The 21,010-nt window shown below is 56.7% G+C and carries 20 protein-coding genes; 4 read left to right on the top strand and 16 right to left on the bottom strand.

Going from position 1 to position 21,010, the window contains the following annotated elements; all coding sequences use genetic code 11:
• Positions 1 to 8: 8 nt before the first annotated feature.
• The 7 genes from ABEB25_RS04600 to ABEB25_RS04630 all read right to left on the bottom strand — a co-directional run bounded on the left by ABEB25_RS04600 (position 9) and on the right by ABEB25_RS04630 (position 7,848).
• On the bottom strand, positions 9 to 416 hold the full coding sequence (locus ABEB25_RS04600) for a Minf_1886 family protein (RefSeq protein WP_345735204.1): 408 nt from the start codon (positions 414 to 416) through the stop codon (positions 9 to 11).
• Between the two features lie 122 nt (positions 417 to 538).
• Positions 539 to 1,537 carry a sugar phosphate isomerase/epimerase family protein gene (locus tag ABEB25_RS04605; RefSeq protein WP_425571968.1) on the bottom strand — a complete coding sequence of 333 codons (999 nt, stop codon included), beginning with the start codon at positions 1,535 to 1,537 and terminating at the stop codon, positions 539 to 541.
• A gap of 169 nt (positions 1,538 to 1,706) precedes the next feature.
• Positions 1,707 to 3,950 carry a tyrosine-protein kinase domain-containing protein gene (locus ABEB25_RS04610; RefSeq protein ID WP_345735206.1) on the bottom strand — a complete coding sequence of 748 codons (2,244 nt, stop codon included), beginning with the start codon at positions 3,948 to 3,950 and terminating at the stop codon, positions 1,707 to 1,709.
• Positions 3,951 to 4,043: 93 nt separating this feature from the next.
• Positions 4,044 to 4,649: a polysaccharide biosynthesis/export family protein gene (locus tag ABEB25_RS04615; RefSeq protein ID WP_345735207.1), complete on the bottom strand. Its 606-nt coding sequence runs from the start codon at positions 4,647 to 4,649 to the stop codon at positions 4,044 to 4,046.
• A 204-nt stretch (positions 4,650 to 4,853) separates the two neighbouring features.
• On the bottom strand, positions 4,854 to 5,741 hold the full coding sequence (locus tag ABEB25_RS04620; protein ID WP_345735208.1) for a hypothetical protein: 888 nt from the start codon (positions 5,739 to 5,741) through the stop codon (positions 4,854 to 4,856).
• A gap of 80 nt (positions 5,742 to 5,821) precedes the next feature.
• Complete coding sequence (locus tag ABEB25_RS04625; RefSeq protein WP_345735209.1) at positions 5,822 to 7,495, bottom strand: hypothetical protein; 1,674 nt, start codon at positions 7,493 to 7,495, stop codon at positions 5,822 to 5,824.
• A gap of 77 nt (positions 7,496 to 7,572) precedes the next feature.
• Complete coding sequence (locus ABEB25_RS04630) at positions 7,573 to 7,848, bottom strand: hypothetical protein (protein ID WP_345735210.1); 276 nt, start codon at positions 7,846 to 7,848, stop codon at positions 7,573 to 7,575.
• 700 nt (positions 7,849 to 8,548) lie between these two features.
• Here ABEB25_RS04630 and ABEB25_RS04635 point away from each other — a divergent pair.
• A complete protein-coding gene (locus ABEB25_RS04635; RefSeq protein WP_345735211.1) occupies positions 8,549 to 9,070 on the top strand; it encodes a PH domain-containing protein in 522 nt (173 codons plus the stop codon).
• Positions 9,071 to 9,238: 168 nt separating this feature from the next.
• Here ABEB25_RS04635 and ABEB25_RS04640 read toward each other — a convergent pair whose 3' ends face one another.
• The 4 genes from ABEB25_RS04640 to ABEB25_RS04655 form a co-directional block, all read right to left on the bottom strand.
• Positions 9,239 to 10,504, bottom strand: a complete 1,266-nt coding sequence (locus ABEB25_RS04640) for a Gfo/Idh/MocA family protein (protein ID WP_345735212.1) — start codon at positions 10,502 to 10,504, stop codon at positions 9,239 to 9,241.
• A 75-nt stretch (positions 10,505 to 10,579) separates the two neighbouring features.
• The gene (locus ABEB25_RS04645; protein WP_184204378.1) at positions 10,580 to 10,993 is read right to left on the bottom strand and encodes an OsmC family protein; all 414 of its coding nucleotides are present in this window, start codon (positions 10,991 to 10,993) and stop codon (positions 10,580 to 10,582) included.
• A gap of 9 nt (positions 10,994 to 11,002) precedes the next feature.
• The gene (locus ABEB25_RS04650) at positions 11,003 to 11,581 is read right to left on the bottom strand and encodes a hypothetical protein (RefSeq protein ID WP_345735213.1); all 579 of its coding nucleotides are present in this window, start codon (positions 11,579 to 11,581) and stop codon (positions 11,003 to 11,005) included.
• Positions 11,582 to 11,625: 44 nt separating this feature from the next.
• Complete coding sequence (locus tag ABEB25_RS04655) at positions 11,626 to 12,591, bottom strand: NHL repeat-containing protein (RefSeq protein WP_345735214.1); 966 nt, start codon at positions 12,589 to 12,591, stop codon at positions 11,626 to 11,628.
• Positions 12,592 to 12,726: 135 nt separating this feature from the next.
• On the opposite strand from ABEB25_RS04655, the gene ABEB25_RS04660 reads away from it, so the two are divergent.
• Both ABEB25_RS04660 and ABEB25_RS04665 read left to right on the top strand, forming a co-directional pair.
• A complete protein-coding gene (locus ABEB25_RS04660; protein ID WP_345735215.1) occupies positions 12,727 to 14,304 on the top strand; it encodes a TolC family protein in 1,578 nt (525 codons plus the stop codon).
• Positions 14,305 to 14,312: 8 nt separating this feature from the next.
• On the top strand, positions 14,313 to 16,262 hold the full coding sequence (locus tag ABEB25_RS04665; RefSeq protein WP_345735216.1) for a GAF domain-containing protein: 1,950 nt from the start codon (positions 14,313 to 14,315) through the stop codon (positions 16,260 to 16,262).
• Here ABEB25_RS04665 and ABEB25_RS04670 read toward each other — a convergent pair whose 3' ends face one another.
• Entirely contained in the window at positions 16,263 to 17,060 is a 798-nt protein-coding gene (locus ABEB25_RS04670) for a polysaccharide lyase (RefSeq protein WP_345735217.1), read from the bottom strand. It lies immediately after the preceding gene.
• 216 nt (positions 17,061 to 17,276) lie between these two features.
• Between ABEB25_RS04670 and ABEB25_RS04675 the strand changes: the two genes are divergently transcribed.
• Positions 17,277 to 17,957: a hypothetical protein gene (locus tag ABEB25_RS04675; protein ID WP_345735218.1), complete on the top strand. Its 681-nt coding sequence runs from the start codon at positions 17,277 to 17,279 to the stop codon at positions 17,955 to 17,957.
• A gap of 29 nt (positions 17,958 to 17,986) precedes the next feature.
• Here ABEB25_RS04675 and ABEB25_RS04680 read toward each other — a convergent pair whose 3' ends face one another.
• The 4 genes from ABEB25_RS04680 to ABEB25_RS04695 form a co-directional block, all read right to left on the bottom strand.
• Entirely contained in the window at positions 17,987 to 18,745 is a 759-nt protein-coding gene (locus ABEB25_RS04680) for a hypothetical protein (RefSeq protein WP_345735219.1), read from the bottom strand.
• A complete protein-coding gene (locus ABEB25_RS04685) occupies positions 18,746 to 19,624 on the bottom strand; it encodes an ABC transporter permease subunit (RefSeq protein WP_345735220.1) in 879 nt (292 codons plus the stop codon).
• Positions 19,625 to 19,672: 48 nt separating this feature from the next.
• Positions 19,673 to 20,542: an ABC transporter ATP-binding protein gene (locus ABEB25_RS04690; protein WP_345735221.1), complete on the bottom strand. Its 870-nt coding sequence runs from the start codon at positions 20,540 to 20,542 to the stop codon at positions 19,673 to 19,675.
• Between the two features lie 85 nt (positions 20,543 to 20,627).
• Complete coding sequence (locus tag ABEB25_RS04695) at positions 20,628 to 20,999, bottom strand: glyoxalase superfamily protein (RefSeq protein WP_345735222.1); 372 nt, start codon at positions 20,997 to 20,999, stop codon at positions 20,628 to 20,630.
• Between the last annotated feature and the right edge of the window lie 11 nt (positions 21,000 to 21,010).

The following is a 21,010-nucleotide window of genomic DNA, read 5'->3' on the forward strand; positions in this document are numbered from 1 at the left end:
GCTCCTCGTTACTCCGACAATTCTTTGGGCGAGCGGTGCAACCGAGGTCTGAAGGGCTCAGTCAGTGCCGTTTCAAAATCATAGCCGCCCGCGAAGTCTTCGAGACTGTCTCCCTCGTTTTTGCCGAAGTAGCTGGTCTCAATCAGGTTATAAACGATGTTTCCTACATCTTCCCCCTGGTGAAGGCCCCATTCGCTGAGAATGGTGAAGGCCATCGGCCCATATTCAGCGATGGCATGCTGGCGCACCCCTTCTAGGACTTCCTGGCCAGTGACATGCTGGTCCTCCTGCCCTTCACGAAAGTGCTTTACCGCAACATGCAGAGCATCCCGCACAAACTCATAAGCATGAGGGTGATAGCGGGGATCTTTCTCTACTGCCTGGTGAATGGCATAGTGGAAGGGGAGGTCGGACATACCTGAGATACGAGCGTCACTTGGTAATCTCCGAACCGGAAAGGGACAACTCCAAATCAAATGCAAACAGCCTGAGAGAGCAAAAGCCTCTCAGGCTGCAGGACGGGATCAACCCGGGAAACTCACTGCCAGCCGTGGGCATCGCGCACCTTGATCATGGCCTCGAGAATCTTGTTCCAGGTGTCTGGTTTCTCGAGCATGGCGTTCGGGAACATGCAGCCGTCCCAGCAGATGTGCTGGATGCCACGGCTCTGGGCATCCTTGAGCCAGTAACCAGCGGCTTTGGTGATGTCGAGTTTGCCATTAGGATCGTCAGCCGGGCAGTGTTTCCCCGTCTTGTCATGAGAACCGGCACCGTGCACCTGGCCGTCATTTTGCGCGACGTGGAAGTCAATGGTCCAAGGGCGCAGCTTGTCAGTCATCTTCTCATAGGCCGCCCAGAAATCGGCATCGCTGTAGCCTTCTTGAACGAGGGCATGCTCAGGCGCATTGTAGCCCAGGGTGTAGAGGTAGGTGTGGGCCAGATCGGCCTGGAAACCAAAGGATTCCGGCATGCCCACGCCTTCCAGCACATCCAGCATGTCCTTCCAGGAATGCATGCCTGCCCAGCAGATTTCGCCTTCGGCAGCCAGGCGTTCGCCATGATCGGCGGCGATTTTGGCCGCCTTCTGGAAGGTGTCCACAATGCGGGCGGTGTTCACCGTTGGGTTTTCACGCCATTTGGCCACGCCAAACTCGGCGGAGTCCACGCGGATCACGCCGTATTTGCGCACGCCATGCTCATTGAAGACCTTGGCGATGCGGCAAGCGACCTTCACGGCATCCAGAAACTTGGCCTGGGAGGCATCGTCGCCCATGGCGGAATCACCGACGGTGCCTGGCCACACTGGTGCCACGAGGGAACCGACATCGAAACCTTTGCCTGCGATGAGATCCGCGATCTTCTTTAATTCGTCGTCGCTGGCCGTCGGGTCCGTGTGCGGATGGAAAAGGAAATAGTCGATGCCTTCGAACTTCTGGCCGCCGACTTCAGCGGCAGCGGTGAGGTCCAGCATGCGTTCGAGACTGATCGGCGGCTCCTGCCCCTCCGCGTCACCTTTGCCCACCAGTCCGGGCCACATTGCATTATGAAGTTTTGGCTTGGAATTACTCATAGGATTTTAAAATCAGAAGTCGATGGTTGTGAAGAATGGACGGAAAAAAGGGAAGTAAAAACGATCCGTCCAAAGATCAAATTGCGCAGTTTATGCAGCCTTTTTCAGGCAAGGTGCCAAAAGCGGCGGATGGGGATCAGATCTGCTTTTTGGGCTCTTCCTCATCCCAGTTCGCATCGTAGTAACTGGAGGAGTAATAGTAATAGTGGTAGTGGTTGGCCCTCTTGGTAAAGTCAACACCGTTGAGCACAAAGCCGTAAAAGTGACCGCCGAGTTTTTTCAGGGACTGAACTGCATCCTCGACATCCTTACGCAGGGTGACGCCACAGCGCACCACAATGACAATGCCTTCGGCATGATGCTGAAGGAAGGCAGTCTCGCTCAATCCCAGGACAGGCGGAGTGTCCAGGATGATGCGGTCATACTTCATTTTCAGCTCATCGAGCAGGGCCGCGAATACACCGGAATTCAGCAATTCCGTCGTCCCTGGAACGACGGCACCACGAGAGATCGTCCACAGATTGTCCGTGGAGGATTTTTTGATGCATTCATCCAGAGTCGCGCGCCCAGTCAGAAGATCGGTCATGCCCACCACATTGGAGGCACCGACCACATTGTGAACGCGACCGCGACGAAGATCGCAATCAATCAGCAAAGTGCGATCGCCAAGGGAGGAAAACGCCCAAGAGATGTTGGCTGAGACGGTCGTTTTGCCTTCACCAGGACGCGCACTGGTGATCATGATGACTCGACCATCCCCTTTGGGGCCTCGGTTGAGTAGGATGCTGCTGCGAATCAGACGGAAGTTCTCCAGAAGTGCATTGGGCACCGTGGAGCCAATGGCCGGAGACCGGTTCAGTTCCTCAAGAATTTTAGGATCCGTAAGGGGTACCAAGCCAATGCCTGTGATGCCGAGGCTGCCTTCAAATTCGTTGAGTTCGACCACAGAGCTGTCGAAACGCTTGAGCAGGAAAGGGACGCCACCTGCCAAGCCCAACCCAAGAAGAGCGCCCATCATCAAGAGTCTGGACTTGTTGGGAGAAATGGGCACGCCATCGCGCAGATTGGTGAATCCGCGGAACTCCAGGGTGAGCGAAGAGCTGTCGGAATCGAACTCCAGACTTTCCACACGCTGGCTGAGCTTTTCATAAGCCTTGTCCCAGGCAAGCTGGCTTTTTTCCAGGAGGTCGTAATCCTGCTTTTTGATATCAAAGGTCTTGGTGGAGAGATGATACTCGGGAAGTTTGCTTTCCAGTTCCTGGACCTTTTCCGCCAAGCGGTCTTTCTCCAAAGCAAAGGCGGATAAAGCCACTTGCAATTCGATTTCGAGAGCGGCCTCGACCTGCTTGAGCTCATCCACCAGCTTCTGCACCTCGGGATGTCCATCGAGGAATTTGAGGCGGGCAAAACGAATCTTTTCTTCCAGGGAACGCTTGTTTTTCTCAAGTTCCTGCCAAGGCTTCAGCCCGTCCACCATGTTAGGCTGGACCACTAGCTGGGTTACTTTTTTGTCGGTGGAAGGGCTGCTGAAGGTGAATGGGGCAGCACCCCCTGCTTTACGAACCACACGTCCCGCTTCCAGCGGGTCTTTTTCACCCTCCGTGAAACTGGTCACAAGCGATAGCTTGCCGACGACATCCAGAACACTCTGCTGCTGGCTCAGTACCGCATTGATTTCTTCATGCTCCTTCAGGCGGTATTTCGTCCTGACAATGTCCACGGGGATGTTACTCAACCGCTCCATTTCAATCTGCGCGCTGGCGAGGGCGCTTTGCTCCTCAAACTTCAACTTGTTGTCCAACTGCTCCGAGACCTTTTTGCGGACTTCACTGATCTCCTGAGCATAGCGTTTGATGGCCTGCTCGCGATATTCATCACGCATCTTGAGACGGACTTCCTCAAAAACCTCAACGAGCGCCTTGGGCATGTCCCGGACAACTTCCGGCGACAAGGAGACGATGAGGATTTCCAGGTGGCTTTGGTCCAGCATCGTGACGCGGCAAACCCGCAACACCGTATCCCGGAGGTAATCGTAGGTGGTGGTGGAATCTGCGATACCTATCTTCTTGGCCGCTTCCAAAACCAGATAGCCGGACATCATCTGATCCGAAAGGGCCCGGAGCTGGCGGTAAGTGCGGTCGCCATCCGGCAGTCCCTGGGCGGCATCATTGGCGACAATGAAGGAATTTACCCGGACGAGCGACTGGGACTGATAAGCCGCACTGGCATAAACAAAGTAGCAGGTGGCTGCCAGAACCCCGTTCATCATCAGGATGATCATGAGACGCCAATACTCATCGTATCCCAAAATGATCCGCATGATGGTAGAACCATCGAGCTTCGAAGATTTGGAACTGGAACTGTTTGCTTTAGAATTCATAGCATGAAAAGCCACCTGATGCGGGAAGCCAGCAGCGACAGTCGCAACGGTTCAACATGGCAGCTTGGTGTGCGGAAGCACCCAATAATGTGATTAAAATCCGAAGACTTTTTCAGGCACGTTGATGATGTCACCCTCAGCAATGCCTGGGTCTTCAGCCTCACCTTTCATGATGGGGCGCATGTCGATGACCGATTTCTTGCGACGTCCGTTGGCATCGAACCTGAAAATCTCGACCTTATCCAAAGTCGCAAACTTGCCGAGCCCACCACTAATCAGCAGGGCTTCATAAACACCCACCGTCTTTCCTGGAGGAACAGGGATGGCATGGCCGCCAGTGCGGGGGACGCTGCCCGTGATGTAAATCAAAACGCGAGGGATGCTGGCCGTCGCTGCACCGCCGCCGCCCACCGCCGTCGAATTAGCCACACTTGGAGTACGTTCGACGATGACCGTGGCTTCTTTGAGCTGGGTCTTCAGCAGAAACTCCCGAACGCGAGGCTCAGCTTCTTCGCGGGACAGCCCGGCGACAGTCACCCGGCCAGCACGCGGTATAACGATGTAACCGCCTTCTCTCACCAAATAACTGCCATTGAGAGTGAGGTCTTCCTTCACGAACAGCTCAAGCTGGTCACCCGCAAGAAACACCGGACGCGCAGGCGCTGGCGGTGCCCCGGAAATCCTTGGGGCCACGGGCATGAGATCTTGAGTAGGCTCGGTTGTACATTGCGGAAGCAACGAAATCAGCAGCAGCACCCCGCAGAGTTTCGAGGGAGAATTAAAACGGGTAAACGTCATCACGGGCAGTCTGGTCTGGTCCTAAATCGTCTGGCTGGTAAAATACGGAGGAGGATTGACAAAAATTTATCAATCCTCCTCGAAACTGAGAAATGCGCTATTTAATTAGTAGCTGCCATTTGGACTGATCCAGACGCCTTCGTTGTTGCCGTTGATGAATTCTTTAGGCGACGGGGTTGGCTGCACCGTGAAAAGAATGTGGTCAAAGCTGGTCCGGAAGCTCTTGAAAAGAGGCTTTTTCTCAGGAGCTGGCTCAGGAGTTTTACCGAAGGTCTTGCCCGATGTTTTGCCGGAGGTCAGATCTGCATAACCAGCTTCACCGATAGCGCGGTGAGAGCAGGTGATCAGGAGACGGACATCACCCGTGTGGATGGGGGAGGAAGAAACGCCTTCCACGAACACAAAACGAGGGACTTCCAGAGGAAGGTTGTAAGGGTAGGTCTTGTATTGGGTGGCGAACTCTACCACACGCTTGGCCGGATCTCTGGAATCCAAAAGAAGCTGCTTCTTGGAGGAGTCTTTCCAAACGCGAATGTGGCCCATGGAGGCGATTTCCTCGTCAAAAGAAGCAAACTCACCCGTTTTGGCCGAACGATTGATGCCTTCGACTTCAAGGGTGACGACCACTTCGCCATCGAAATCAATGCGGTATGGGACCAGACGGATCACCACACGGGTGCGCTCGCCCACGCCAAGGATCATTCCAGGAGGGGTGGCTTCGAAAGCACCGTTGTCGGCAGGATCGGTATTGCTGATGGTGCCGTCATGGTTCATGTCGGCATCCATATCCATCTTGGCGATCTGACGCTCGCGGTCGCGCCAGCTATTGACGCGCTGGCCGAAATACTTGTGGAAATCAGCGGGGATGTCCCGGTTGGTTTGCAAAGCAGGAGGGGTCGGCTCGACCACACCTTTAGGATCACCTGCAAGTGCGGACATGGTGGAACCGAGCACCAGGGCGGAGATCACGTTCGTCAGTCTGTTTGATTTCATGTTGGAATACCGTTTACCTGTTTTCATAGATTTCTCAAGTTTTGGAAGTGCGTTCGGAGCGTCTCGTCGAGGGCGAAAAATTAGAAGTAACGGCGCATGGAGACGCCAAAGAAGTGTTCGGTGAACGGGTTGACGTCGCTGTTCATCTCCTCGTATTGGTAGAAGACATTGCCAGTCAGGCGGTGGCTGAACTGCTGATTAACTTCCACGCGATACAGCCAGCGGGCGGAATCGTCGGTAGTGGTCGACTGATCGACCTGGTCATACAAGGCCATAGCCCGGATGGCGGTGAAATCCAGAGGGAGGTAGGTCATGATCATACCAGCGCCGAAACGATCACGGATCGGGAAGCGGTTGTTGACCGAAGTTTCGTTTTCTGCGTATTGCACGAAAGCATCAATATTGAAGCGGGAGGTGATTCTCTGATCGATCCCGTAACGACCATAGGTAGAGCGACGAGTGTCAGCCTGGAACTCATTGTATTGGTAGCCTTGTCCCACAGCCAGGTAATGACGAGTGGAGCGGGTGATGGTGTGATCCAATTCAAATCTCCAGATGAAGTCGTTGGTTTCTGGAGCATCGCCCGTCCGGAATGCGTAACCAGCAGCACCGAGCCAGTTGAGGTTTTCTGTCAAACGGCCCGTAAGCTGCAGTTCGAGCTGATGAAGGAGACTGCGGTAGCCGTCGTTGGAGACGTACTGATAGCTGAAGCGGGGAGCAAAAGGGATGGTGGAACCTTCATACTGCATGAACAATTCCAGAAAATCACGCGTGCCGTGGTCATCGAAAGAGAAGCTGGTCCAATAATCCGAATGCTCGATACCAGAGCCGAAACGCCACTGATTGTCGAACAACGGCCGGGAAGCCCGGAAACCAACGGTATTAACGAAGAATGCCTGATTACTGCTGTAGAAATCGTTGGAGCGGTCGGACAGGAAACCAAAATAGTAACGGCCAGCACGATCAACACCGGGGGAATCTGCATCCACAAAAACATCCAAACCGGAACGACCGAGGAATTCGTCAAAGAAGAGAATTTCCCATTCCCCGAGTTGCTCATTGAGGTTGAAACGGAAGAGGAGACCTGGATTGGCAGAATTTCCAAGACGGAAGGCCAACTCATTTTCCATAGGAAGGTAAATGAGATTGGCCGCAACTGACAAGTAGATCGAATCCGAAAGGCGGAGCAGACCACGAACACCCACTTCAACGAAGGCAGCCCAGCCGTCGTCATTCTGGTCGAGATCTGTGCCGGGCAATTCTCCATTAAAATCCGAAAAGATCACACCCGCACCCGCGAAGAGAACATCAAAATAAAGGGGACCTGCCTTGATGTGGGCAAGTTCTGGATTGAACTCGCGCGTCAGGATATTGAAGTTGCCATCGACCGTAAAAGAAGCGCGCTGCAATCTGTCGGTCTCGACTGTAAAAGCGTCATGTCCGGTGAAAACACCCAATCCCTTGTTAATCGGTCGAAAGAAGTCTTGATTCCGCTGATAAAAATCAGGGTTGTTGTCATAGTAACGGAACAGATCTGTCGCCACCAACCCACGAGTATCGGGACCTTCGACGGAATCAGGAGACAGTCCAATGCCTAAACTTCTTGAATCTGCCGGGCCTCGCAGAAGCGTATCTTCAGCAATGGTAGGAAAATATCCAACCGTCTGCGTTTCAGTTGCGGGCAAGCCCGGCTCCGCAGCAACGCTATGTTGCGCTGTCACCACAGTGCCGACAAGTCCAACAAGACCGAGCAAGCGTTTGGCGGATTGAAAAAAGAGATTTTTTTTGCATTGCCATAAATTTTAGAAGGAATCGAAGCTTGCACTCTGCCTCATGCAGATCGCTTGGTGAAAAGACCGAATTGTTTCAACGAAGTGAGGTCTGCAAGTGTCAAACTGTGAACACAATGCGCCAAAATCCCAAGGAAAGGAACAAACACTACCACTAAAATCCATAAAAAACGAGCCTTACCACTTCGAACGGTGGACCAAACACTGGTGATCGTCACCAGCACACTGAGAACATAGATCGCCAAGAGAGCCCAGAGGATCTCTGGGATGACGTTTTGCGCATTAAGCGTCAAAAGGCGGATCAAAATGTTAATCATACTGTGCTGTACGTAGTTTCGCCCACGGGGTTACAAAACTTGAAAAAAAGGGTGATTTAAGAATCGAAAAACCTTTCGTGGCTGCGCGTATCAAAATTGAAGTGTAGGTAAAATATCTAGGCTTTAGTTTCTGCTGAATCCCAGGAATGTATTGAACGGAAAAGGAATGTCAAATTTAAGCGTCTCATTTTGTTCAGTACAGCAAAGTTTAAACCAGTTTTCCCCCAATTGAATCCCTTGCCATCAAGCGCGGAGAAAAACGGATGAGGAATGGTATTTCCGAATATGAAGGCTTCATTTTGTTATGGAATGTATGGTTTATGCCGATGAGGTTAAGCTAGCAAGCAGAAATCATTCCACATGAAGACATCGTCTTTTTGAAAATCGTGTTAAATGCCTGATGCATTTAGCCTGACATGATCTCCCTGCCCTCCCGTTTTTGTAACGATTTTGGCAAGCTGTTGCTATTTGTTACAGGCCAGCAAAGGAAACACTTACTTTTGAACAAAGGAATTTCTGTTTCTGAGCAAAGTCCAATTTATTTTATCCGGAAAAACTCGGGTTTCGTGTTTCCTTGATCAGGTGGATCAATTTTTATCCATGTTGATTGGTGCGGAATTTTGACGCCCAACAAAAGACAGGAAAGACTCTTGGCTCGGACCACGCTTCGTCGTAGCTTGAAACGTCCCCGAACAATCCTATGAGCCTATCTACTGCCGCACCCTCCAGTGCACCTGATGAGACCACACTTTGGCAGGGACACACCTCCCAGTGGGTCCATTTTTGGTATTATTTTTTCTGCGTGCTGCTCGCCATAGCCTGTGCTGTGGGAGCCGCTTTCACCGCAGGGTTGTCGGCGATCGGACTCGTGGTTCCCCTGCTGATGTGGGTGGTGCGCTGGTGGGTCACCAAATGCACGTCATATGAGTTGACGACGCAGCGACTCAAAATCAGCAGCGGCGTTCTAAACCGGAAACTCGATGAACTGGAACTTTTCCGAGTGAAGGACTATGCGATGGATCAGCCTCTGTTTCTGCGAATCCTCGGCCTGGGTAACCTGACCCTGGTGACCTCTGACGCGAGCAGCCCGCATGTCGCCATCAAGGCGATTCCCCAGGTGGAAAACGTGCGGGAAAAACTACGTACGGCCGTCCAGGCTGAACGTGACCGGAAACGCGTGCGGGAACTGGATGTGGACGGCAGTGAAGGTGCCCTGACCTGAGCCAAAGCACGCGGGATCCACAGATTTGCAGGCTGGTCAATCAGCCTGCATTTTCAGGATCTGAGAGGACCCAATCCTAAAATGCTTTTTCTGTGCCAGTCATATCTGGCAGCAAAAAGAAAATCTGCCGGGACTTCTCCCGGCAGTTCGAGTGTCACCCGACACGCCTCAAAGCCCCCAGCCGGCGCGATACTCTCGGGTCCACAGTTTCTCACCTTCCGGGTTATCAATCATGCGACCTGTTTTAGGATCGCAGCGGACGACGGTGTTGGTGCGATAGGCGATGTTGCCAAGGTGGCAGAGCATGGTGCTCTTCTGACCTTCATCAATGGGGCTGTTCAGCTTGGCCTTGCCACGAATGGCATCAAGGAAGTTGCCCATGTGGGCGGGGTCGCCACCGCCGGCCCCTTTGCCCTGGCTGATTTCCTTGCCCTTGGGATCATAGATTGTCCAGGAATCCCGGCCAATGCCCATGGTGCCGTTGTCTCCGTAAAAGACGACCTCGGCCAGGGGTTTCTCCGCTGCACGTGGGTGGCAAGAGCTGCACTCCCAGCTCATGCCTGCATGGCCAAAATCATAGACGGCGGTGCCAGTGTCCGGGGTCTCTTGGACGTCATCATAAAAGTACCGGCCGCCATTGTAGGTGACCTTCAGCGGATAGTCGCCCTTGATGCCCCAGCGTAGGATGTCGAGGGTGTGGATGCCGTTGTTGCCCAGCTCGCCATTGCCCCAATGCCAGAGCCAGTGCCAGTCGTAGTGGGCGTATTTTTTGATGTCGTGCTTGGCATCGTCCGGCACGGGCCCCTGCCAGAGGTTCCAGTCCATGTCAGCAGATGCGGGCTGCACAGGTGCGCCGACTTCCTTGCGAGAGTTGTAGTAAAATCCGCGCCCGTAACGGACGGGGCCAATGACGCCGCCGTGCAGGGCTTCGATGGCCTCTTTCATCCAGGTTCGGCGCTGATTGCCCATCTGCACCACACGGTCGTATTTTTTCATCGCGGCCACCAGGGCCTCGGCTTCGCCGGGATTCTGACTGCCGGGTTTTTCCACATAGACGTGTTTGCCTGCCTGCATGGCGAGGATGGCCATGGGAGTGTGCCAGAAATTCGGCGTGGCGATGAAGACGGCATCCACGGATTTGTCTTCGAGGATTTTGCGAAAATCCTTCACGCCCTGGCAAGAGACGGCCTGCTGGTCCGCCACCACTTTGAGGCCCTTTTCCAGGCGATTGGAATCTGTCTCCGCGAGGTAGGCGATCTCGACATCTGGGAGCTTCAGCAGGGCTTGCACATGGGCCATACCACGGCCCAGGGCCACAACGGCGACCTTGAGCTTTTTGCCCGCCTGGTCCGCAGCGCGCAGCCGAGTGAGTGAGGAAAAGGCAGTGGTGATCCCAAGGGCGGACGTTTGCTGAAGAAGGGTACGGCGATTCATGATCAACAGATGAATCGCGCCCCTGGCCCGTGGTCTTTCTCGGTGAAAGGCACGGGCTCTGATACTTTTCGCACGTTAGCCGTTCCAGACAAACGACACGGGCTTATCAATGTCTGGATGCACGCTGTGATGCACAGGGCAAGCGAGAGCGGTGGCCTCAAGGATCTTGCGATCCGGATGGGATTCGGGAAAAGGGATTTCGATGACGATGGGGAGGCGCACGATGCGGCGAGGGGAGTCCTCACTCATGTGTTTCTCCACGCTGACTTTCATGCCCACGAGGTCATAGCCTTTTTGCTGGGCCTTGATGTTCATGACGGTGGCCATGCAGGTGGCCAGCGCGGTGGCAACAAGGTCCGTGGGAGAAAAGGATTCGCCTTTGCCGTGATTGTCCACGGGAGCATCCGTGACAAACTGGTTCTGGGAAGGACCGTGGGTGGCGCGGCAACGAAGTCCGCCTTCATAATCAACAGTGATGGAAACAGCCATGCGGTTGAATTACCTGAGCGATGCTGAAAAGGAAAGTCTGGATGTGAGAGACTTGCGCCAGAGCCAGAGGCCCAGTCCTACCATGACGAATGCGCTGCCCGCCAGCGAGAGCCAGGGGGTGGATCTAGGGATGAAGATCGGGGGGGTGTTTTCACCTTCGATGAGCATCATCCACTTGGCCTGTTTACCAGGCAGGTGCTCATCGCGGGTCCACAGCAAGACGTCGTGAAGGTTGCCCTCCGGCACGGCCAGGGAGAACTCACCCACATCCGCCCGCCATTGCCAAAGGGCGGTGAGGAGCTGATGAGGCTGCCCATCGGGAGCAGGAGCGAAGGCGGTGGGTGCCTGGGGATCCCATTCAGCACGGCGTTCCATCTTCAGCGGTGCCAGTTCTTCCAGGGTTCTCCCCTGCCCTTTTGAGCGGACCTGGAGGATTTTGCGCAATGCCTCACGCGCGGCGGCTTCATCGGCTATGAGTGGGTTGCCACCATAGTCCGCCGTGATTTCCAACTGAAGGGTATCCGCTTGGATCTCCATCCGTGCGACGAGGAACTCGCAGGCATGGCCAAAAGCAAACAGGGGGGCCATGACGGCTCCCCCTGAGAGAATGAAAAGAATGAGAGACCGACGGCTCATTTCTTGTTCCAGCGCAGCACACGACCAAAGACATTCCACTCGGTCTCCAGGATGTTACCCTGGTTGTCAAAGGTGATGCCGTGAGGAGAAGTGACGGTTCCCTGCTTCCAATCTGGTGGGGTCACTTTGGGGGTATTCGTCTGGCCAGGAGTGTCATTGACACCGAGCACAGCGACCTGCTTGCCCTCTTTGTCCCAGACACTCACACGCCCGGCGATTTCCGCCACGCACATGAGGTCGCCATGGAAGGAGGCACTGCTGGGGCGGCGAAGGCCTTCACTGGCGATGACGCTGATGAGGTTGCCAGCAAGGTCCAGATGCAAAAGGCGGTTGTTGCCACGGTCACAGGCCAGGATGCGGGCAGGTTCAAAACGACGATCAATGAAAATCTTGTGGGTGTTGGCCAGCTTCAAAGGCTCCACAGGGCCACCAAACACGGTCTTGTACTTGCCTGCGCGGTCAAAGACAAAGATCCAGCTCTGGCCGTAGCCGTCCACCACGTAGATGTCGCCATTGGGGGCCACATCACAATTGGTTAGGGCGAGCCCTTTCGGGCCAGCTTTGCCCTCGGGGAAGGCGCTGGTGGGGATTTCCAGGACGATGCTGCCATCCAGCTTGGCCTTGATGACTTTTTTCTCGCCCAGGACGGCCGCGAAAATGTATTCTTCGCCCTCATCCTTGCGGATGACAAAACCGTGGAGGGAATTGGGCAGCTTGAGAGCCTTGATGAACTTGCCATCGGCCCCATACACCTGCACGCCGGCATCTTTGTTTTCCGGACCCTGGACGCTCACGTAAAAGTTACCGGCGCTGTCACAAGCGATTTCGCCGTGGCCATTGCCAATGGTTTCCTTGCCAGGAGGCGGGGTGATAAAATTGGGGGCGAATTCATAGGCCACTTCAGCAGCGGCGGTGCTGCCCATGGCGAGGGCAGTGAGGAGAGAAAGGATGGGATGACGCATAACGCAGGCCATTCCAAACGAAGCCAGACCCCAGGGTCAATCATCAAGACATGATGTATTCGGTTTTATCCTGTGTGTCATCCTGCGGCGCATGCCCTTGCTTGCAATGCGGTTCTCCTGCCCCACCTTGGCCCTGTGCTCCGCCTGCTGCTGCCTTTCGCCCTTAGCGTATGCCTGATCTCAGGCCTGCGGGCGCAGACGTTTGAGGAGACGCTGGGGCTACAGCCGAGCTACCTGACGATGGAGGAGGCGCTGCACAAGGTGCTGGAAAAGAGCCTGGATGTGAAGATCGAGTGGCTGAACTGGGCAGTGGCGGATGCGCAAACGGATGCGGCCTGGGGCAAGTTTGAGCCAGCGTATTTTCTGAGTTCCACCTGGAGGGAATCCAACCTACCGCAGAATGCGCTGGAGTATGTGCAGACGGGCGGCAGCTTCGTGCCTCTGGATGAGCCGAACATGTTCAAACAGCAGAGCTTTCTGAGCCAGACGGGCATCGAAGGGCTGCTGCCGCTGGGCACGCAATATCGTCTCTTTGCCAGCCTGGGTGAATTCCGCAATGACCTGAACCGCCAGCAGCCACCAGCCATCTTTTACCCCGAATATGCAGCGGCTGTGGGGGTGACGCTGACCCAGCCCCTGCTGCGAGGCTTTGGCCCCAGCGTGAATCTGGCCGAGGTACGGGTGAGCCGGAGGAATGAGGCCATCGCCGATCACCAATGGGAAGTGCGGCTGCAGCGGTCCATTGCCCAGGTGATGCTGGAGTATTACGATCTCATCTTCGCGGTGGAGAATCTGGCGGTGCGGCGAGATGTGGTGATCTTTGCCCAAAAGCTGGTGGCGGAGAATGAAAAGCGGCTGGAGGCAGGGCAGCTCTCTCCGGCGGATGTGCAGGAGGCGGAAGTGGCCGTGGCCGTGGCGCGGGAGGAAGTGATCGCCGCCCTCAGTTTTGCGGTGGAAAAACAGCGCAACATCAAGGGCCAGATTCTCAGCTCTCTCGATGAAGGTGGCGGCCTGATCTTTCTGCCACGAGACTCGCTGCCGATGATCGCTCCGCGCACCGAGCGGAACACGCTTTTGCAATCGGCGCTGGCACGGCGGCCCGATCACCGGGCAGCCATCGAGGAGGCCGAAAAACAGGCCATCATTGTCAAATACACCCGCAACCAACTCCTGCCCCGGCTGGATCTCCAGGCGACGCTGACGGCGAATGGGCTGAGCGGTGACCGCAGCGGGGCGTATCAGCGTGCCTTTGAACGCCAAGGCTACGATACCCAGGTGGGATTTCAGTTTTCCATTCCGTTAGGCAACCGCACGGCCAAGGCGAACAGCGCGGTGGCGGAAAGTCGCGAACAGCAGGCGATCCTGAACATTGCGAGGTCCGAACTGAATGTATCGGTGGAGATTGATACCGTCATCGCACAGGTGAAGGCGGCCAAGGCAAGACTGGACTCAACCCGCGAATCCGTGCGCCTGGGTGAACGGCTGCTGGAGACCGAACAGAAGCGGCTGGGCGAAGGCGTGGCGCGCACCTTTGATGTCCTGAAAGCTCGGCGCGACGTGGCGGATGCACGCACGCGCCAGATCGCGGCGCTGGCGGATTACAACAAGGCGGCCACGCAACTGGCCCTGGTGAGCGGCAGCCTGCTGGAGCGGCAAGGCATCCGCATTGACCGCACCCACCGCCAACCCCAGGCCGTGAAAAACCGACCTTAAATCTGTCCATGCCGCCCCCTTCCCAAGAACGTCAGCAGGCGCTGCAGGCCCTCTCCGCCGAGCTGTCCCGGATCGCCGGACAAAATGCCAGTGAAGCGGACATCTATCAGGCCATTCTGCAGCGGCTGGCTGGCTCCACCGAGGCTCTGGGCGGGGCCATCTGGCTGGTGGCGCAGCGATCGGGCCAAGAGATCTCCTTTCGGTTAGGCGCAGGTCTCCAAGTGGAGGCCGCAGCGGGCGCACCGGACACAGAGCAGCGCCAGCAGACACTGCGGGCGGCGACGGAAATCATCCTCTCTTCACAGCCTCTGGTGCTGATGCCATCTCCACCGGATCAAGGCCCGGTGACTCCAGGAGTACTAGTGAACCTGGGGCCGCATGCCATCATCGGTGCGCCATTGCGCAGTGGCGATGATCATTTAGGCGCGGTGCAACTGTGGTTCCCAGCCCAGAGCGACCCGAAGAAACTGGCCGAGCTGGTGCTGATGATTCAGGCGCTGATGACAGAGCTGGGGCCGCGCCTGCGCTCGCGCCAATTGCGCGAACTGGGAGCCCAAAGCCAGCGCCAGCAACGGCTGCTGCAACTGGCCTCCGATTTGACCGGGGTGCTGGATGCGGAGACGGGGGCCAAGCTGGCCACGGCGCACGCACGTGAGTTGTTAGGCATCAACCGCGTGAGCATCCTGGTGCGCGAAGGAGATCGCTGGCGGGTGGTGGCGATCTCGGGGCAGGAATCGGTGGATAAACGCAGCCGACTGGTGTCCGAGATGCTGGCCTTCGTCGCCCGCCATGCCCAGGATCAGCCCTGGGTCGTCCTCCAGGGAGCGGAGGAAGCTTACTTTCTCGACAGCCAGATGCAGTCTGCGGCGCTGGTTCCCCTGCGGGATGGGGCCGAAGGACGGGTGCTGGGCACGCTGCTGTGCGAAAGCACGGATCCAGCCAGCTTCGGCACTGCCGGGGCCCCCGGAGATCCCCGCCCCCCTGCCCTGGTGCTGGCTCAGTGGCTGGCCAACTTGGCCGGGAAGTCGCTGAATGCGGCGCTAGCGCATCAGGCGATGCCTTTTGGCAAATCCCTGGCCAAAGTGGGCCGCTGGCAGCAGGAAGTCTCGGCCACACGCAAACGGCGTTGGTTCTTCAAAACAGCGCTCTTTACCGGCCTGGTGATTCTCGCGGCCCTGTGGCCGATGAAGGTCCGGGTGGAGGGTGACTGTACTTTGCTGCCGCTGAAACGGGCGCTGGTGACAGCCGAGGCACCGGGGCGGATCGAAGAAGTGCTGGTGCGTGAAGGCGACCGCCTAACCAAAAATCAAATCATCGCGCGCCTCGACATTCGGCGGCTGCAAAACGAGCTGGACACCACCACGCAGACGCGCAAGCGCCTGGAAGCTGAGGCTGAGCGGCAGCGCGGCCAGGGCAAAGAAGCGCTGGCACGGATGGCCACGCTGGAGGCGCAGGCCCAGGCCGAGATGGAAAAACGGCTGCAGATGGAGATCGAACTGGCGCAACTGCGCTCCCCCCTGGACGGCATCGTAATGACCAAGGATGTCCACTTGAAAAATGGCACCTTCCTGCAAGCCGGAGAAGTGATGGCGGAGGTGGCCAGAGTGGATGCCTGGGATCTGCGCATCGAAATCGCCGAGGCAGACATCAGCCTGATCGAAGAATCTCTGGATGGGAACACACCCCTGCCTGTGGACTACCTGCTCTACACCCAGAGTGCCCGCGAACTGCACGGCCAGCTCACCAGCAAGCAGCAGATCAGCCCCGCCCTGCAGTCAGGTCCGGATGGAGGCCGCTTCAGCCTCACTCTGCCGAAAGTGGAGATTCCCGAACCCTTGCAGCCGCTGATGCGCCCCGGCCTAACCGGACGTGCAAAAGTAGAGCTTGGGCGCAAGCCCGCAGGGGCGGTGCTGCTGCGCAAATTCACCCGCTGGCTGCGGATGCGCTGGTGGATCTAGTTATTTGACGGGTCGTACTTCGAGCGCACTGAATTCGGCCCAGCAGGGCTTCTTTGGAGCCCAGGAGGCGTCACCGCCGCCATGGAAGGTCTCAAAATAAAGGCTGTCCACTCCGAAGGTGTCGGCGCTGCGCCATTCCATGTCCGTTTGCTCCACCATGAGTTTTTCCGACTGGTCTAGCAGGGTGATCCAGACACGCAGCGTGCCGTCTTTTTTCCCAGGCTGATTCATCGTGACGGCGAGGCGCACCTGCACAGGCTGGTCCGTGGGAAAGCGAAAATCGGCGGGGAAGGGAAAACTGTGGCCGTAATCTTCAGGCTGGTTTTTGTGGTAGATGTAGGCCTCGCCCCGGCCATCGCGCCGCCACATGAGCCGGGCAGAAAAGCCGTTCGTCCCATCGGCACGACGCCCGCCGCTGACATTGTCCGGGCCGCCGCAGAGTCCGGGCAGCTTGCCACCTTTAATGAACTCAAAGTGGGGACTGAAACGCAAAGTGTAGCGCAGCTCTGCCGCCTCATGCGTGCCGATGGGCCAGCGCCAGCCTGCACCGCCTTTCTCCGGGCCGATCTGGCCGGGGGCAAAGTTCACACGCAGGGCCGGAGCCGAATCCGTTTTAACCAACTCCACCCGCCCTGGGGCAATGCCGCCTTCAAAAGCACAACCGGGCCAGTCTTTTTTCCACTGGGCTTTGGTATAAATGCCAGGAGAGCCAGCCAAACTGACTACAAGCGGTAGTTCAGCGCCCATAGTGCAGATTGAGCAGGCAATGAGGAGAAAGACGGGGAGACGAAAGTTCACTTCCCCACACAAGGCCTAACCTGCAACGAGGGAAAGGGCGGAATTGCAGCTTTTTGTGGTCTCATCCGATAATGATAATCACAAAAAAGTTCTTCCATCTCTATGAAGGAATCGGACGTTGACACCCGTTTCCCTCAAGACAAAGTCTGAATTATCCAGAGAAAAAATCTTATGCACCTCAACCTTCATTTTACGCCTCTAAGGATCTCGGCTTTCATGGCCCTGGCACTGGCCGCGAACCTGCAGGCTGAGCCACGCACCTTCACCAGCCCGGATGGGCGCACCCTGCAGGCAGACGTCCAGTCTGCCACGGCCGATTTGGTGACCCTGAAGCTGGCCAATGGCACTCCCTTGACGGTGCAGATCAGCAAATTCAGCGCGGCCGACCAGACCTACATCGCGGAATGGCGCAAAGCGAACCCGATGGCGATCAAGTACAACTTCGCGGCGAGCTTCACCAAGGACAAGCGGGACAGCAGCAAAACGAGCCGCAACAACGAAGAGATCACCACGGATACCTGGGCCTGCAACGTCAAGCTGGCCAACCGATCCAACCAAACGCTGGATGGGCTCAAAATGGATTATGAAATCTACTACACCCAGGTGGCCGGAAAACAGGCAGTGACGCGCAAGATGACCGGCAAAGCCGATGTGCCCAGCATCAAGCATCTGGAGGAACTGGTCGTGCAGACCCGTGAACTGAAACTCACTACATCGAAGCTGGAAGGCGGTTTTTATTATCTAGATGGGTCACGCTCCCGCCAGAAAGACGCCATCGAAGGTGTGGCAATCAAGCTGACCCACGACGGTAAAATGGTCTATGAATGGGCCTCCGCCGGGGTGCCTAAAGACCGAGGCGCAACCGCCGAGGGAACCAGCAGCTCGCTTGCCAAGTAGTCAACCCTTCTCCAACTCCTGACGCGGGCTCAGATTTTTTTGACGGGGTCAGGGATGCGGGAGGCAGCAGGAATCTTGAGCTTTTCTTCCAATTCCTTGAGGGTGTTGATCAGTGAAGGAGGACGCTGATTTTTGTCATAGGAATCCTTCAACAGACCGTAGGCTTTTTGCCAAAGGGCAGGATCTTCCGTGATGGCGTATTGATAAGCAGCGAGACGGGCGAAGTGAAGCCTTTGGGTGATGCGATACACCTCCATGTAGGCATCGGCGGCCGACTTGGGTTCCCGCACTCGGCGTTCATACGTTTCCCCGAGGGTCTTCCAAAGCAAGGCACTGTCCGGCAACAGATGCAGGCCCTGCTTCAGGATGTCCACCCCACGTTGGATGTGGTCCTTGTAAAGCTTCTCCCGCACGGCGGCGTTGAGCTTGGGATTGTTGCGGTAATTGGAGGCCGCATTGTAGGCCATGTGCCAGGAGGCCTCGTCCCAATAGCGCTCGTAACGCGGCTGGAGACTGGTGGTGAGGGTGAAGTAGGTGTCCACCTTGGCCCAGTCCACATTTGTCCAGGCGGTGTAGGCCTGCAGGTAGGTGATGCTGGCCACGAGAGATCGCAGGCCGCCAAGCGAGGCGGCAAAACCCATCTGGCCGATGCTGTCCCGGACACCCATGTCCAGAGGCAGGCTGAGCAGCTTGGCCTCACGCAGGTAACGGGTGGCCGCCTGCTCGACGGGTAATTTCAGCCCGCCCAGGATGAGCAGAAGGAGGAGCGCTTGGAGTTTGCGTTTCATTTACAGCTCCTTTTCGACGAACAACAGGTGTGACACCACGCAGTAGCCCACCACATACATGGCCGAGGTACCTAGCATGACCTGCACCGCTCCCCAGGTGACGGCTTCCCCCTGGATGACGTTTTCAACGATGTCGAAAACAGCCAAGTCCGGGGTCAGGATGGCAAGCAGGGCAGAGAGGGCTTGCTCCATCCATGCGGTCATTTTGCCATTGAGGAAAAACTCCCGCATGAGCGTCTGCCCATGGCCGATGATGACCACACAACAGCTGATGACCACGGTGAAGAGGGTGCTGCTGGCGAAGCAGGACACCATAAGGGCAAGGGCTGAGACCACGGCGGCTTTGAGGAAGATGGCCAGGACACCGAGATGGAGATTCCACGTCAGACCTTGCTTGGCCACATAGGCCTCAATCTGAGCCAGGTCTTCGGGCCGCTGGGCATTGAGGGACTGTACCATTTGGGCGAGCAGCAGTTTCTCGCGCAGCCAGAGCACGACACTGAAGGCGGCATCCATGAGGATGAGACCTCCCCCGATGAGGAGCAGCACGCCGAGGAGCTTGCCCAGCAGGTATTCGTAACGGGGCACTGGCTTGGACAAGATGGTGTAAAGTGTGCGGTCCTCCAGGTCCCGAGGCAGGAGCAAGGCGGTGGCGACGATGCCGATGACCACACTAAAAATTTGCAGGGCCCCAAAAGAAACGTCCTTGAGCTGCTTGAGCTGCTGCTCTGGATTCAGCAGGGGTGAGGCAAAGCTGGCCGCCACGACGATGACGCTGAAGACGCCCAGAAAGGCGAGTATCTTCATGCGCATGAGCTGGGTCACCGTGGCTGTCGCCAGAGTCCAGATGCGGGCGGGCGAGAAATTGGAATGCGGCATAGCGGGGGGAAATTCAGGAGCGGAGACGGTGAACGCAGGACGAGAAAATCAGCCCTTTTTTTCTTCGGTCGCTTCCAGGAAGAGACGTTCCAGGGTCGTGCGCGGATGGCCGCTGCTCAGGAGTTTGGCGCGGCCATTTTCCTGCACCAGCCGGCTGATCTGGGCGAGCAATTCGGGGGAAGCATCTTCAAGGACGATTTCCGTATGGTTCTCCACCGCGATGAGATCATCCACCCGGCCTTCACGCATCATTTTGCCATGGGCCATGATGCCCACGCGGTCACACACCTCCTGCATCTGTTCGAGCAAATGGCTGGTGACGAGAACGGTGATGCCCTCCTTTTTAAAACCTAGCACAAGGTCACGGATTTTCCGCGAACCGGCAGGGTCCACCCCGGCGGTGGGTTCATCCAGCACGATGAGGCGTGGCCTGTGCAGCAGAGCCTGCGCCAGACCCAGGCGCTGGAGCATGCCTTTGGAGTAACCGGCCACACGACGGTCCGCCGCATCTTCCAGGCCGGTGAGGGCCAGCATTTCGCGGGCGCGGTCTTTCAGCTCCTTGCCTCCCATGCTGCACAGGCGGCCATAAAACAGCAGTGTCTCCAGGCCATTGAGATGCTTGTAAAAGTAAGGGTTCTCCGGCAGGAAGCCCACCTCGCGACGGCTGGCCACCTCGGTGCTGGAACGGCCAAAGATGGTGGTCTTTCCCTGCGTGGGTGCCAGAAGTCCCAATATGGCCTTCATGGTCGTGGATTTGCCAGAGCCATTGGGGCCGATGAGGCCATAGACCTCCCCAGGTTGCACCTGCAGTGAGAGATCCCGCACGGCCACAAATGCCTTTTTGCCCAAGCCCGCCTTGAAAACCTTGGTCAGGTTTTCGACGGTCACGGCTGGAGTGGGGGGAACAGATTCAGGCATGGTCAGTTCCTTTAATGAAGGAAAGGCGGGGGGTGTGTCAATCGGCATCCGCTGCCGAGAGACACACGACACGGCAAAGCCAGTCTCAAGCCTCAGGTGTGAGTTGCCAAAAGGTCACGCGATTGCCGAAAGGATCCGGCACAGTGAGGTCATCGGTACCCCAGGGCATGGACTGAATGGCGGGACGCGAATACTTGTATGCCTGGCTGTGCAACAGGGCATGGAATTCACGCAGGCCGACCGTCTCGATGCGCACCGCCGCGCCTGGGCAGGCATCGCCGTGATGCTCCGAAAGATGCAGCACGCAGCCGTCTTTGGAGATCTGGCAATAAAGGGGACCGTCCTCACTCTGGCGATTTTCCCAGTCCAACTGGAAGCCGAGGAAGGACAGATAGTGATCCTTGGCGCGCGTGACGTCGAAGATGCGAAGAATGGGAACCGGGGCTGAGAAGGTCATGAGAAACGTGA

It is taken from the genome of Prosthecobacter algae (assembly GCF_039542385.1).
GTDB lineage: Bacteria > Verrucomicrobiota > Verrucomicrobiia > Verrucomicrobiales > Verrucomicrobiaceae > Prosthecobacter > Prosthecobacter algae.

Bases quoted from the DNA above. Each gene is read 5' to 3' on its own strand.
- ABEB25_RS04605 (WP_425571968.1), bottom strand. From the start codon at position 1,537: ATGTGGCCCGGACTGGTGGGCAAAGGTGACGCGGAGGGGCAGGAGCCG.
- ABEB25_RS04600 (WP_345735204.1), bottom strand. From the start codon at position 416: ATGTCCGACCTCCCCTTCCACTATGCCATTCACCAGGCAGTAGAGAAA.
- ABEB25_RS04630 (WP_345735210.1), bottom strand. From the start codon at position 7,848: ATGATTAACATTTTGATCCGCCTTTTGACGCTTAATGCGCAAAACGTC.
- ABEB25_RS04695 (WP_345735222.1), bottom strand. From the start codon at position 20,999: ATGACCTTCTCAGCCCCGGTTCCCATTCTTCGCATCTTCGACGTCACG.
- ABEB25_RS04685 (WP_345735220.1), bottom strand. From the start codon at position 19,624: ATGCCGCATTCCAATTTCTCGCCCGCCCGCATCTGGACTCTGGCGACA.
- ABEB25_RS04645 (WP_184204378.1), bottom strand. From the start codon at position 10,993: ATGGCTGTTTCCATCACTGTTGATTATGAAGGCGGACTTCGTTGCCGC.
- ABEB25_RS04665 (WP_345735216.1), top strand. From the start codon at position 14,313: ATGCCGCCCCCTTCCCAAGAACGTCAGCAGGCGCTGCAGGCCCTCTCC.
- ABEB25_RS04620 (WP_345735208.1), bottom strand. From the start codon at position 5,741: ATGAAATCAAACAGACTGACGAACGTGATCTCCGCCCTGGTGCTCGGT.
- ABEB25_RS04675 (WP_345735218.1), top strand. From the start codon at position 17,277: ATGGCCCTGGCACTGGCCGCGAACCTGCAGGCTGAGCCACGCACCTTC.
- ABEB25_RS04680 (WP_345735219.1), bottom strand. From the start codon at position 18,745: ATGAAACGCAAACTCCAAGCGCTCCTCCTTCTGCTCATCCTGGGCGGG.
- ABEB25_RS04610 (WP_345735206.1), bottom strand. From the start codon at position 3,950: ATGAATTCTAAAGCAAACAGTTCCAGTTCCAAATCTTCGAAGCTCGAT.
- ABEB25_RS04615 (WP_345735207.1), bottom strand. From the start codon at position 4,649: ATGCCCGTGGCCCCAAGGATTTCCGGGGCACCGCCAGCGCCTGCGCGT.
- ABEB25_RS04655 (WP_345735214.1), bottom strand. From the start codon at position 12,591: ATGCGTCATCCCATCCTTTCTCTCCTCACTGCCCTCGCCATGGGCAGC.
- ABEB25_RS04690 (WP_345735221.1), bottom strand. From the start codon at position 20,542: ATGCCTGAATCTGTTCCCCCCACTCCAGCCGTGACCGTCGAAAACCTG.
- ABEB25_RS04650 (WP_345735213.1), bottom strand. From the start codon at position 11,581: ATGGCCCCCCTGTTTGCTTTTGGCCATGCCTGCGAGTTCCTCGTCGCA.
- ABEB25_RS04635 (WP_345735211.1), top strand. From the start codon at position 8,549: ATGAGCCTATCTACTGCCGCACCCTCCAGTGCACCTGATGAGACCACA.
- ABEB25_RS04640 (WP_345735212.1), bottom strand. From the start codon at position 10,504: ATGAATCGCCGTACCCTTCTTCAGCAAACGTCCGCCCTTGGGATCACC.